The sequence below is a fragment of the Thalassospira sp. Z349TD_5 genome (genome assembly GCF_056173045.1).
Window position 1 is genome coordinate 1,538,788 of record NZ_CM149654.1, and the last position, 13,623, is coordinate 1,552,410.

Sequence of the window (13,623 nt, forward strand, 5' to 3'; positions counted from 1 at the left end):
GCTATCCCTTGAAGCGTTTTCTGCTTGTTCTTGGCTTTTTATGCATCACCGCCGCTCTCACCATTGGTGGGGCGGCGGTGTATGTTTATGTGCAATACACATCACCAAGCAAACTTGTGCAGGGTAGCGACATCATCATCCCGCAAGGGACGGGGGTGCGCGGCATTGCCGAAATTTTCCAACGTGAACAGATTGTCGAAGAACCTTTGATCTTTTTGGCCGGGGTGCGTGTTGCCGGGCTGGATCGTTCTTTGCGTGCGGGCGAATATCATTTTCCCGCCCGGGTCAGTCCCCGTCAGGCCGCGGAGGTTTTGGCAAGTGGTGAGACCGTTCGGCGGTTCGTCACCATCCCCGAAGGGTTGAGATCAGGAGAAATCATAGACCGGATCAATCTGGTCGATGGTCTAACCGGCGATATCACCGATATCCCCAAGGACGGGACCCTGTTGCCCGAAACCTATCAGTTCTCATACGGTGATACGAAGCAAAGCATCATTGATCGGATGCGAGCTGCGCATGATGCGCTGGTCGATGAACTATGGCCGGGCCGGGATTCGGAGCTTCCATTCGATACCATTAACGAAGCGGTTGTTCTGGCGTCGATTGTGGAACGCGAAACAGGAGTGGCGGCCGAACGTGGCCGCGTGGCGGGGGTTTTTGTCAACCGCCTGAACCGCAACATGCGGCTTCAATCTGATCCGACGGTGGCCTATGCGGTTAGTCCGAAAAAACGTCTTGATCGAGCTTTGACCCGTAACGATCTTCGTTTTGAAAGCCCGTATAATACTTATGTCACCGCCGGGTTGCCGCCATCGCCGATTACCAATCCGGGCCGTGATGCGATTTACGCGGTTTTACATCCGTCGGAAACAGAAGATATTTATTTCGTGGCGGATGGCACAGGCGGTCATGCCTTTGCCCGCACCCTTGACGAGCATAATCGCAATGTTGCCAAATGGCGGCGCCTGCGTGACAGCCAGTAAGGTAATCTAGTCTTCGTCAAACGATGTTCGATGCTGAAAATCGATAAAAAAGGCGGTCTCTTAAAAAGACCGCTTTTGTCATTTTCGAATGGTTTTTGCATAAGTCTGCCGGGCGGGACCTAGTTTCCGATTTGCTTAATGCCTGACGTTTTCTTTGGGATGCGTGACGCTGCCAAATCAAGCACCCATTGCGGGGCCATTTTAAGCATGCTGATCAGAATATTCATCGGCCACGGGAATGCGATCATGCCTTTGTTTCTTTCCAGCCCGCGAACGATTTTACGTGCGGCTTTGTCTGCCTGCATGAAAAAGGGCATCGGAAAATCATTGGCATCGGTAATCCGGCTTTTAACGAACCCCGGACAAATGACGTTTACCTTGATGCCCGATGGGGCCATTGCACCACGCAAACCTTCGCCATAGGTGCGAATGGCGGCCTTACTGGCACAATATGCCGGGGCGGATGGTAATCCCCGCCAGGATGCCTGTGAGGCAACGACAGCGATTTGACCGTGTCCACGGATGCGCATCTTTTCAATCGCCGGATCAATGGTGTTAAGCACGCCGGCAACATTGGTGGCAAAGATATCGCGGACCTGTTCGGGGCTTTCGCCGTCGCCCCCTGTACCGGCTGAGATGCCTGCATTAGCAATGACAAGGCTGAGTGCAGCGATCTCGTCGCATTGCGACACATAGGCCGCCATGGTTTCGCGCGCAGTGACATCAAGGACGTCTGCGAAGACGTTAGCACCGGCAGCACGGCATTCATTTTCAACCAGTCGCAGGCGTGTTTGATCACGGCCACTGATGAACAGGGTGACACCCGTACGGGCAAATTGACGGGCAAGGGCTGCACCGATACCGGAACTGGCACCGGTGATCAGGATGGCATGGTATTGAAATGACATGGTTGCTCGTATGCAGTTCGGATGTGTCGATGTGTTATTTTGGCGGAACATGCTGCAGCATTGGGGCAGCATTATGAAATACTGCTCAGACATAGCATATTGTCGGGAACTGTTTGATGTTATCTCAATCGGCGCCGTGTTCGGCCTTGGCGTGGTTGGGGGCAACCGTTATAAACACGCAAACATGAAATCAGACTGGATGAAAATATGACCGTATCAAGCATGACCGGATTTGCGCGCACAGATGGTGCTGCGGACGGCTTTGGCTGGACCTGGGAACTGCGCAGTGTCAATGGCAAGGGCCTTGATGTCCGTGTGCGTTTGAATGGCGGTTTTGAACGCCTTGAAGCCAAGGTCCGCGATGCGGTGTCAAAGCGGTTCAAACGCGGCAATATGGGCGTTACCCTCAATGTTGTGCGCGCGTCGGACGGAAGTACCTATCAGGTTAACCGGGAACTGCTTTCTGAACTGGTTTCCCTTGCTGAAGAATTTGACAACACCAGCAGCCTTTCAGCCGGAACAATTGCGGATTTGATGAACGTGCGCGGCGTGCTTGAGACCGTTGAAACGCAGGAAGATGATGCAAGTCGGGACGCCCGTGATGGTGCGGTCCTTGCCAGTTTGAGCGATGCGATTGATCAGATGGATGCACATCGCGCAGAAGAGGGTGCCAAACTCGATGCGATGCTGCGTGGACATGTCGATAATATCGAGGTGACCGTTACCCATGCGGAAAGCTGTGCATCGGCGCGCGGAGATGCGATCAAGGAACGACTGAAACGCCAGATCGACGAACTGATGGATGCTGGAAAATTTGATCCTGAACGCCTCCATCAGGAAGCGGCCCTTCTGGCGACCAAGGCCGACATTCGCGAAGAGATTGACCGACTTAAGGCCCATATTATCGCCGCACGCGATATGTTGACCAAAGGTGGAGCCATTGGCCGTAAACTTGATTTCCTGTGTCAGGAATTCAATCGGGAAGCCAACACGCTATGTTCCAAAGCCAATGATATTGAACTGACCAATTGCGGGATGGAGCTTAAAGTGATCATTGATCAGCTCCGCGAGCAGGTCCAGAATGTCGAATAAGCGGGTAGGGAAGGAAACGCGATATGACTGAACAGGCAAGCCGCCGTGGCCTTATGCTGGTCTTCTGTGCGCCGTCAGGGGCTGGCAAAACAACCATCACCCGCCAGCTCCTTGAAAAAGACCACAAGATTTCGTTGTCGGTTTCGGCGACCACCCGTGAATCACGGCCCGGTGAAGACGAAGGCACGCATTATTTCTTTAAATCGGTTGATGAATTTAAGCACATGATCGCCGATGACGAGCTTCTTGAGTGGGCCGAAGTGTTTGGCAACTACTATGGCACGCCGATGGCCCCGGTCGAAAAGGCGCTGTCAGAGGGGCACGACGTTCTTTTTGATATTGATTGGCAAGGTGCCCGTCAATTACGCGAAAAGGGCGGTGATGACGTTGTTTCGGTGTTTGTCCTACCTCCGTCGTCAGGCGAACTCGAACGTCGTCTTCGCGATCGCGGACAGGATGCCGATGATGTGATTATGAAGCGCATGGCCAAGGCCGGTGCTGAAATCAGTCACTGGGAAGAATTCGACTACGTCCTGATCAATGATGATCTGGAACGCTGCCTTGCCGATGTGGAACATATCATTGGGGCAGAGCGCGTGAAACGGGCGCGGCAAACCGGGTTGCCGGGCTTTGTTAAAAAGCTTCTGACAGATTGATCCTGACTCCAGGAAATGGCCTCCTTACGAAGCGGCCATTTCGTCATGGATTTGCGTTAGGCGAACGAAATCTGCAACGCTGAGTTCTTCAGCCCGGGATGTTTCCGTAATTTCGGCCTTTGCCAGCAATTCACCCACATTGATGTTGAGCGTTTTTAAGCTGGCGCGCAGCATTTTACGGCGTTGGCCAAATGCGGCCTGTGTGATTTTTGCCAGACTGGTCAGGTCGATTTTCGTTCCGCGATCTTCTTTGGGGCGCAATTGCACCACAGCCGACGTCACCTTTGGCGGTGGTGTAAAGGCGCTACGATGGACATCAAACAGAATGTCACAATCACACAGATACTGACACAGCACCGAAAGGCGCCCGTAAGCTTTACTCTTGGGGCGGGCGACGACGCGTTCGGCAACTTCTTTCTGGAACATCAAGGTCAGGCTGGTGAACTGGTCAATCTGCATGAGCCAGTTAATCAAAAGCTGTGTGCCGACGTTATAAGGCAGGTTGGCGACGATCTTACGCGGGGCAGGGCCAAGCGTTGTGACATCGACATCCAACGCATCACCGTCAATCACGTGCAATGCGTCGGGGTAATGATTGCTGATCTGTTCAAGAACCGGTTGGCAGCGTGGATCGCGCTCAATCACCGTCAGGTTGTTGGCACCATTGAACAGCAAGGCCCGTGTTAAGCCGCCGGGGCCCGGTCCGATTTCAATGACTGTCGCATCGTTAAGCGGAGCCGCAGCCCGGGCTATCCGGCCGGTCAGGTTAAGATCAAACAGGAAGTTCTGACCGAATTTCTTTTGCGCCGACAGATCATGGGTCGCAATGACCTCACGCAGCGGCGGCAAACAGTCATTGGCAAGTTTGCCAGATGGTGTGTTGTCTTCTGACACGTTCGGTCAGGCTCCCGTTGAAATACGTTTGTGCGCCATGTCAGACGCCATTTTAAGGGCCGCGATCAAGCTATCAGGACGTGCAATGCCCTTGCCCGCGATGTTAAGGGCGGTGCCATGATCGGGCGATGTTCTGATAAATGGCAATCCCAAGGTGACATTTACACCACCATGGAAATCAAGAGTCTTGACCGGAATAAGCGCCTGATCATGATACGGACAAAGTGCCACGTCGTATTGCGCACGGGCTTCCTCATGGAACATGGTATCCGCTGGCAGCGGACCAATGACATCAAGGCCTTCGTCCCGTAGTTTTTTTATAGCGGGTATCATGATGGTTTGTTCTTCAATGCCCATGGTACCGTCTTCACCAGCGTGCGGGTTTAGTCCCGAAATCGCAAGGCGTGGGTGCATAATCCCGAAATCGCGTTGTAGCGCCTTTGCCGTTATGTGACAAAGGGTACCAATCAAAGCGGGCGTCAATTGCTTGGGTACTTCTGCAAGTGCAATGTGGATTGTCAGGGGAACCACGCGAAGCTTTGCATTTGCCAGCATCATCACCGGCACAATGTCCGGTCCGGCCAGTTCCGCAAGAAATTCTGTGTGACCGGGATGTTTGAACCCGGCCGTATAAAGGGCACTTTTCTGGATCGGGTTTGTCACAACGGCACTTGCCGCACCTGATCTTGTTAACTCTACCGCGCGCGTGATGCTGTCAATCACGATATTTGCCGTCGCGGGCGACGCTGTGCCGGGAATGATTGACGCGTTTGTATCTTCGACATCAAGAACAGGTAGCGCACTTGTAAACGCAGTGGCCGTTTCTGAAATGTCGGAAAGACGAACAAGCGGGATATCAATTGCTGTTTGATCTATCGCCTGTTTTAAGATTCTGATCGGGCTCAACACGCAAAACGGTGACAACGCATCATCGGCTCGGCGTTGCCATGCCTTTAGTGCAAGCTCCGGGCCTATGCCACCGGGCTCGCCGATGGTTAAGGCAATCGGCGCGATCTTGCTCATTGAAATATATCCCAGAGACCAGATTATATCCGAATATCGATAAAGGCTTCACGGCGCAGCTCGCGAAGCTTCCGCCGGGCCAAGATATCAAGCCGTTCCATCATCAGCCTGTTTTCGACACTTTTGCGATCCGGAAGGTTGCTTTTTTCGATCTTGTCGCAAACCATTACCAGAAGCGCACCACCGTTGACACGGATCACATCCGAAATTTGGCCTTTGTCTAGGCCACCAACAGCACGGCTTACCGGACCGGAAAGGTCATTTGGTGAAATGCCTTTCATCTCGCCACTGAGATCAGAACCAAGATCAACAGCAACATTTGCCAAGGCTTGACAGCTGTCAGCAGTTTTCTTGGCATTATCCATGACTGCGAGCTTTGCATTTAATTGGTCTTGTGGTGTGTCGGCGGCAACCGGAACAAACAACTGGTAAAGATCAAGTCGGGTATCGGTAATGGCCGCCGCATCGCCGCGACGGCGATCCAGAAGCTTGATGATGTAGTAGCCGCGTATGGTTTGGATCGGCGCGCTTACGTCACCGGGTTCAAGCTGATTGATGGCCTGTTGCAGTTCGCTTGCTACTTCACCGGCATACAGCCAACCCAAGTCACCACCTGCTGGTGCACTCGTGCTGGCGGAAATCTGTCGGGCAAGACCACCGAAATCCGCCCCTTGATCCAGCGCTTTGAGGACTTCCTGTGCCGTTTGATAGACCTTGCTGCTGTCTTGCTGATTATCAACAGGAAGGAAAATCTCCTGTACCCGGTTGCGCGGCTTTCCCTGGTTGCTTTCGATGCGGGCAAGGTTTTCATCAATTTCAGCATCAGAAATCTGTACGTCTCGGCGCATCATGCCCAGCAGTTTTTGCCATGCGACCTGCGGTTTGATTTGATCTTCGATGGTGCCTGCTGCGACCCGACGTTGTTCAAGGAATTTATCAAGCATCCCGCTTGCCAATCCGGCATTTTGCTCGATCGTTGATTTTGCAAGGTCGATATCGCTTTGCGTCACTTCAATGCCGCGACGTTCTGCTTCCTGCATTTGCAGCTTTTCATTGATTAGCTGTTGCAGAATTTGCGGCGCCATCTCATTGCTTTTTTGCGGGGTCATTTCGATGTTTGACGAAACGGCAATCAACTTAATGCGTTCGACAAGATCGATGATCGAAATTGGCTCGTCATTAACGACGGCAGCAACGCCAACTGGTGACTGGGCGCGTGCGATACCACCGGCAGACACCAGTATGACTGTGCTTAGAATGAAGAGGACGTTCTTGAATGCGACGGTCGAAAATTTTGAAATCATTCTATCTTACAATCCGGCTGCAGATGCAAATTCACCCAGGGTCTTGAATACGAGGCGGAACAAAAATTCGTCGGACTCACCCAAGTCCTGATCCTGATAGAAGGTACGACGAACCCGACCATCAAAGATGAAGCATTCATCCTCGTACACAAAGCCGACACCGTACTCAAGTGGGTCATCCTGATCAATGTCATAACGGCTATAGGCCATGCCCGACCAGAATTCGCTAAACTGGCGTTCGGCTTTGAAATAGAGTTCTTGGCGCTCGTTGAACTCTTCACTGCCGGCATCGTCGGTGAAATGTACGTAGGTCGTGTTGAGACGCAGTGTATCCATCGAGCCAACAGTGGCCGATACCTGATTACGTCTGGCAGAAAAATCATCGTTATCGAGACGATAGCGATAGGTAAGGTCAAGGTATTGGCTCGGTGAAACGGTTACGCGGCCCACGTAGTCAGACAGATGTTCGTCAAGGCCAGACCCTGGGGCAAAGGTATCGTTGTCATTTGCGCGATAGCTTTGGCCAAACATAGCACTGGTGTAACCACCAGACTGACCATATACGCCCCATTCCAAGCCGTAACTTGCACGGAAACCATCTTCCGCCCGGTCAAGTCCACCGAAACGGTCATGCGCCATCAGGTTAATATCGTCAAATTCAAACGATTGGGAATCTTCGTTTGAAATTTCGTCGGGGTTGCCGCCATTGGGCGACCATGCGGCCATGGCCATTGGCTTGATGATATGGTGGTATTCGCCCTGATCACTGACGAAAGGCATACTCCAGTCAATCGCAGCCAAGGGCAGTAGCCGCCCAGTATATCCGCTATAGTCACTTTTGCCATCTCGTTCGACGTCTGAGACAATATAGTTGTCGCTACGCACGGATAAGCTAAGTTTGGTGACGTCGCCCATTGATCCGATATACGGAAGAGCCCATCCGGCTTTGGCAGAGACACGGTGCGAATCCGCACCATCTTCGCGGGTCAGTGAAAGCCCATCAAGGTCCAATGTTGTGTAGCTGCCATACTTCGCGGGCTCAGTCTGGCCGTGGAACTGCATATGGGGCAAGATGATAGGGGTTGTGTCGCGGTCATCATCTTCCTTCAGCCCCTGGAAATAATATCCGTCGATACGACTATAACTGGCACCCCGGAATCCCTCCGTGAACAGGTTGGAGGTTAAGACAGACGGCGAATCAAATCCGTAACGTGACTGATATGTTTTGTTAGATGCCTGCTCTGCATCAAAGCCCCAGCGCCAAGTCTCATCAATGTCAAACCGGCCCTCGGCGTCGATATGGCCTTGAAAACGGTCATCGCTATCGCGGGTCACACTGCCATCAAATTCCATCTCACCACTGTCAAACCGTTGACGATATTCTGTCGCCAGAACAGGGCCTTCATCGGTGGTATAGATCGGCGTTAAAGTTGCGTCTTTGCTTTTGTCGATAGCCACGTAATAGGGCTGCGCAAAGAAAGAGCCAACATAGCTTGTGCTGCCAAAGGATGGCGCAAGGAGGCCTGATTGGCGTTTTACTGTCGGGTCCGGATGCTGCAAATACGGTGTGTATAGGATCGGAATGCCGCCAACTTCTAATCTGGCGTCTTTGTATTCAACTGTCTTTGCTTCGGCGTCGTGGATCACGCGCGCGGCGCGAATGCGCCAAAGAGGAGGGCTTTCACTGTCGTCTTCGCATACCTTGCACGGTGAATAGACGGCTTTGGCTATCTCAGTAAAGTTTCCGCCACTACGCCGTGCGCCGGTGCCCGCAATGCGTGTATTTTCATCCAGTAGAATGTAAATGTCTTTGACAATGCCGTTTTTAAAATCGCCACTCAGTTCAACATAACTTGCAAACGTCACTTCGCCGTTTGGCTCTGTGATGCTGACGTTTCCTGAGGCGGTCATAACGTCTTGAGATTGATCATAGCTGACGGTGTCAGCAAGAAGAATACGGCCTTCGCGCGATATTTCAACGTTGCCGCGTGCGGTTACAGTTTGAAGCTCGCGGTTATAATCTACTTCATCGGCACTAAACAAAAGTGCCGGTTCTTCTTCGCCTGCTTGGGAAGATGTTGCCTGCGCCTTGGCTGTGCTGATGCTGAACCCAACAAAAAACATTCCGCATCCCAATATGGTATTGGCGGCGAGTTTTTTGATCATTCCCCCTGTCATGGCCATTTAACTAGCCATCCTCAAGATGTAGCAATGTTGAAACCCCTAGCAACAAAGAAATACCAGCAGGTGCCCATGCCGATAAAATTGGTGGAATGCCGCCTGATACACCCAGTGCCGAAATGACATCCGTACAGAAATAAAGAATAAAGCCGGTGGCAACCCCCCCACCGATAACAAGAGACACACGCCGCCGTCGAGAAAATTTAAGGCAAAAGGCCGCTGCAATCAGGACCATAGCACATAAAAGTAAGGGACGTGAGAGCAGGCTGTGGAAATGAATTCGGTGGCGGGTGGCATTGAAACCTGCACGTTCCAGCAAGTTGATGAATGGTTTTAAATCCCAGAACGACATGGTTTCAGGTGATGCGAAACTATCTTGAATTTTGCGTGCGGTAAGGTTCGTCGGCAGCATCAATTCACTGTTAAACGTACTGGCCTGTCCCGGATTAAACGTCCAGACATCATAAAAATGCCAAGTACCCGGCTCCAGCATCGCACGTTTCGCGTCAAGGCGCGTTGTAAAGTCATCAGAATTTTCAAACCGGAAAACAGTCACATTACGCAGATCAATTTTGTCACCGTCCTGACTGCGCACTTCGCGAGCATAGATCACAGCTTGGCCATCCTGAGTGCCTTGGCGCAACCAAAGCCCGCTTGATGACAAGTTCATTACGTTGACATTGTTCTGAAGGTAACGTGCCTCAAGCATCTCGTAGCGCTGCAGCAATATCGATGACAGCGGGTTAAGTGCCGCAACCTGCAGCGTGCCAAGGACCAGTGCGCACATAAAGGGCGGTAGCAGGAACTGCCACGCAGAAACACCTGCTGCACGGGTGACGACAAGTTCCTGATTGCCCGTAAGTTTCCAGAACGAGAACATTGAGCCAAATAAAACCGCAAACGGCAAAACCTTTTCCGTCATGAACGGAATGCGACTTGCTGCCATTTGGAAGACGATACTGACTGTTGCATCCGGCTTTCCACCCGCACGGCGCAGCAATTCGATGCTGTCGCCAATCATGATTAAACCGATAAGAAGGGCGAGGATAGCCAAAATCGAAAGCAGGACATGTTTGCCAAAATACCACGTCAGCGTTGGAGATATTCTCATGCCTTGGCCTCTTCGCTGGCCGCGCGGCTGGCGCGAATTTGTGGTCCGCGGAATGTCCAGTAAAGCCCTAAAATAATTGGCAGCAGAGCGTTGGCATACATCAGTGGAATAAGTGCCGGGTTCTTTGCTGCCAAGTTTTTCATGGCAATGGCCACAGCCTGACTAAGAACCATAACCCCGATGGCGCCGAGTAGGCGCCCGCTTTGCCCGCGTCGCGAAAAACTACTCGAAACGAGAACAGCCAACGCAATACTGGCAAACCCGATAGCATAAAGCGGCGAAATCAAACGGTCATGACCTTCGGCACGGAATGCGCCAATATCGTTTGATGAAATGTTTGGCGGTACACCTGTCAGAAGATTGAAGACATTGCGTTCGCGCGCTTCGCGATAGCGCAACGCCGGGTCTTCTGTACTATGGGCAATATCTACGGCATAGCGGTCGAAATACAGGATCGACATGGTTCCGTCGTCCGGGTTTACCTCCTGCCGGTTACCATCAAGTAGGACAATCCGGGGGCCTTCATCGGTGCGAACAAGTGCACCATGCTTTGCCATCATTGTCGTTTGTTTTTCGGGATCACGGGAGTCATGGACAAGAATGCCAAGAAGCTCGTTATCACGGCCCACTTCACGGACATAGACAGTTAATCCATCAAGGTCGGTGAAGCTGCCTTCCTGAAGCAGGACAGATGAAAAATCATTGCGGATCGAGAATTGCAGTTCCTTGAATTGTTGATAGCTGTAGGGCAAATAAAACAGTGTCAGGAAGTAGCCAAAACCAGCAGTCATAACGGCAAGCATCAAGGTCGGCTTTACAAGCGCCCATTGGCTTAGGCCCGCAGAGCGCATCACAATCAGCTCACGATCCTGAATAAGTTTGTTGTAGGTAAACACCACAACAAAAAACAACGAGATCGGCAGAATGATGGCCAGAAAACTTGGTAGCAGCAATGACGTCAGTTGCAAAAACACCGAGACGGATAGGCCCCGGTTCACAATCATTTCCACAAAACGCAGGCTTTGCGACAGCCAAATGACACAGAGAAGCCCCAGTGTCACAAAGACCATCAAAATTAGCTGCTGTTTTAGCATATATCGGGTTAAGCGATTCATCGGGCGGATTATAGACAAGCAATCAGAAACCGAAACAGGAAATTGTTCTCAAATGCCTTCAAATCGTGCGGAATTTCCGAATGTGGGCAATTGACGCGGACAGTTTGTTCAGAGGGATGAACAGGCAGGGTAGAAACCAACGTGCCACCGTCACCTTGCAATAGCGATGGCGCAGCTGACTCTGGGAAATGAGTTTGTCAAAATAGTGGCTGGGGTTCGTGGAGTTCGCTTTCGCTGCAATTAGCGATTTGAGCTGCCATGAAAGCCGCTTCCGGCAAGAGTTGGGAAAAGAAGAACTGACAGGATTTGACCTTGCCTGACAGGAAATCAGTTGCTTCAGGGGAACTGCTGGCAGTCATCAACGCGCGCAACATTAACCAGCCAGAAACACAAAGGGCAGCCTGACGCAAATACGGCGATGCCAAAGCCTGCGCCATGGCCGCATCGTTGCTGCAGCGATCAAGAACAATGTCGGTGCTTTCTGAAAGTTGTTCAAGTGCGTTTTGCACTTGCTGCGCAGCAGTTTGTACTGTGCCGTTTTGATCGCCCGAATTCGCTGTTTTGACGGTATCTCTTGCCTCAGTAATCAGGATGTTTAATGCGCTAGCACGATCACGCAAAACCTTTCTTCCAATAAAATCAATTGCCTGAATGCCGTTGGTGCCTTCATAAATCGGGGCGATGCGCGCATCCCGTAAATGTTGGGCTGCACCGGTTTCTTCGATAAAGCCCATGCCACCATGCACTTGCACCCCAAGAGACGCATTCTCGACACCAAGATCGGTTGACCATGCCTTGACCAGCGGGATCAGAAGGTCTGCGCGGGCTTGTGCCGCCGCGCGTTGGTTTTCATCAGGTTGGTGATGGGCAAGGTCAAGTTGAGCCGCCGCATACAGAGAAAGCGCGCGTGCCGCTTCGGTGGAGGATCGCATACGCATCAACATGCGCTGCACATCGCCATGCATGATGATTGGGGCATCGTCGATTGTTAGGGATTTGCCCTGCTTGCGTTGTTGGCTGTAATCAACCGCCTGCTGATAGGCACGTTCTGAAATTGCCACACCTTGCTGGCCAACGGCCAAGCGTGCGTTGTTCATCATGGTGAACATGCAGGCAAGGCCTTTGCCTTCTTCGCCAACAAGATATCCGATTGCCCCACCTTGGTCGCCAAATGATAACACGGCTGTCGGGCTGGCATGGATACCGAGTTTATGTTCAAGCGAGACGCATGAAACATCGTTGCGATTTCCAATTTCACCGGTTTCCGAGACAAGGAACTTTGGAACGATAAACAGCGATATGCCTTTGACACCATCAGGCGCGTCAGGTGTTCTGGCTAAAACAAGATGGACGATGTTTTCCGTCATCTCGTGATCGCCGTAGGTGATAAAGATTTTTTGGCCCGTGATGGTGTAGGTGCCGTCCTTTTGGGGGACGGCAAGGCTGCGTACTTTTGAAAGGTCGGACCCGGCTTGCGGTTCCGTCAAGTTCATCGTACCTGTCCATTCGCCACTAACCAACCGGGATAGATAAAGTGCACGTTGCTGATCTGAGCCATGGATTGTGAGGGCTTCGATCGCGCCTGCGGTCAACATCGGACAAAGCGCAAAGGCCATATTTGAAGCATGCCACATTTCCGCAACGGCGGCGCCGAGCAGAATTGGCAGGCCCATGCCGCCTTCGGTCTCTGGCGCGGAAATACCTTGCCAGCCACCTTCACAAAACTGTGCATAGGCTTCTTTCCATCCGGTTGGCGTACGAACAGTGCCGTCATCAAGAAGTTTCGCACCTTCCTGATCGCCGATACGGTTTAGTGGTGCGAGGACCGATGACGCAAGTTTGGATGCTTCTTCAAGGATGGCATCGACAAGATCCGGGCTGACCTCCGCGAAAGCGGGCAGGCTTGCAACCGTATCAAGCCCGATCACGTCGTGGATTAGAAAACGAAAATCCTGAATTGGTGGCGTAAAGTCAGTCATGAAAAAAGACGTCTCCCTGAGATGTGAGCCGCCCGCTCGGAACAGTCAGCTTTTCGCCAACTTTGTTTGTTAGAAAGCAGCATAACGGGGCAAAGTCACAAGAGCGAGTTCTGTTTCGCAAAGAAGCATTAAAATGCGTCTCAGACATTGGTCGCAATGGTGTGTAAACGGTTGCCACTGGCAAAGAGAGCAAAAGCATCCGATATTAATCAGACGATAAAGCAAGTCGAGGGCTCGCCAATCAGAAAAAGGCAGGATAGACTTGAGAATTATGAAATCGGATTTCGATCCGTAAACCAGATGATAAAAGACAGGAGTGGGCTGTTGCTGCGCAAAGGAATATTACCGATTTTGTTTGCGGTGCTGATTTCGTTCGC

Annotated in this window: 11 protein-coding genes; 3 read left to right on the forward strand and 8 right to left on the reverse strand. The window is 51.8% G+C overall.

Translation table 11 applies throughout. The features are described from left to right. Positions 1–8: 8 nt before the first annotated feature. On the forward strand, positions 9–983 hold the full coding sequence (mltG, locus tag AC0VXT_RS06890; protein WP_475548043.1) for an endolytic transglycosylase MltG: 975 nt from the start codon (positions 9–11) through the stop codon (positions 981–983). 119 nt (positions 984–1,102) lie between these two features. Here mltG and AC0VXT_RS06895 read toward each other — a convergent pair whose 3' ends face one another. Continuing rightward, entirely contained in the window at positions 1,103–1,891 is a 789-nt protein-coding gene (locus tag AC0VXT_RS06895; RefSeq protein WP_475548044.1) for an SDR family NAD(P)-dependent oxidoreductase, read from the reverse strand. 207 nt (positions 1,892–2,098) lie between these two features. Here AC0VXT_RS06895 and AC0VXT_RS06900 point away from each other — a divergent pair, with 207 nt between their 5' ends. Together AC0VXT_RS06900 and gmk are read left to right on the forward strand one after the other, a co-directional pair. Continuing rightward, complete coding sequence (locus AC0VXT_RS06900; protein ID WP_475548045.1) at positions 2,099–2,983, forward strand: YicC/YloC family endoribonuclease; 885 nt, start codon at positions 2,099–2,101, stop codon at positions 2,981–2,983. Positions 2,984–3,006: 23 nt separating this feature from the next. Next, positions 3,007–3,639 (forward strand): guanylate kinase, encoded by a 633-nt coding sequence (gene gmk / locus AC0VXT_RS06905; RefSeq protein WP_022730273.1) that lies wholly within the window; start codon positions 3,007–3,009, stop codon positions 3,637–3,639. A 24-nt stretch (positions 3,640–3,663) separates the two neighbouring features. Here gmk and rsmA read toward each other — a convergent pair whose 3' ends face one another. The 7 genes from rsmA to AC0VXT_RS06940 all read right to left on the reverse strand — a co-directional run bounded on the left by rsmA (position 3,664) and on the right by AC0VXT_RS06940 (position 13,246). After that, complete coding sequence (rsmA, locus tag AC0VXT_RS06910; protein WP_475548046.1) at positions 3,664–4,533, reverse strand: 16S rRNA (adenine(1518)-N(6)/adenine(1519)-N(6))-dimethyltransferase RsmA; 870 nt, start codon at positions 4,531–4,533, stop codon at positions 3,664–3,666. Between the two features lie 6 nt (positions 4,534–4,539). Beyond that, positions 4,540–5,556, reverse strand: a complete 1,017-nt coding sequence (pdxA, locus tag AC0VXT_RS06915; protein WP_475548047.1) for a 4-hydroxythreonine-4-phosphate dehydrogenase PdxA — start codon at positions 5,554–5,556, stop codon at positions 4,540–4,542. Between the two features lie 23 nt (positions 5,557–5,579). Beyond that, entirely contained in the window at positions 5,580–6,860 is a 1,281-nt protein-coding gene (locus AC0VXT_RS06920; protein ID WP_475548048.1) for a peptidylprolyl isomerase, read from the reverse strand. Between the two features lie 6 nt (positions 6,861–6,866). Further along, positions 6,867–8,984, reverse strand: a complete 2,118-nt coding sequence (locus AC0VXT_RS06925) for an LPS-assembly protein LptD (protein ID WP_475548049.1) — start codon at positions 8,982–8,984, stop codon at positions 6,867–6,869. Between the two features lie 64 nt (positions 8,985–9,048). After that, positions 9,049–10,152, reverse strand: a complete 1,104-nt coding sequence (gene lptG, locus AC0VXT_RS06930; RefSeq protein ID WP_475548050.1) for an LPS export ABC transporter permease LptG — start codon at positions 10,150–10,152, stop codon at positions 9,049–9,051. Further along, positions 10,149–11,222 (reverse strand): LPS export ABC transporter permease LptF, encoded by a 1,074-nt coding sequence (gene lptF / locus AC0VXT_RS06935; RefSeq protein WP_475548051.1) that lies wholly within the window; start codon positions 11,220–11,222, stop codon positions 10,149–10,151. The genes lptG and lptF overlap by 4 nt, the downstream gene beginning before the upstream one ends. Before the next feature lie 242 nt (positions 11,223–11,464). Further along, a complete protein-coding gene (locus tag AC0VXT_RS06940; RefSeq protein ID WP_475548052.1) occupies positions 11,465–13,246 on the reverse strand; it encodes an acyl-CoA dehydrogenase in 1,782 nt (593 codons plus the stop codon). Positions 13,247–13,623 lie beyond the last annotated feature (377 nt).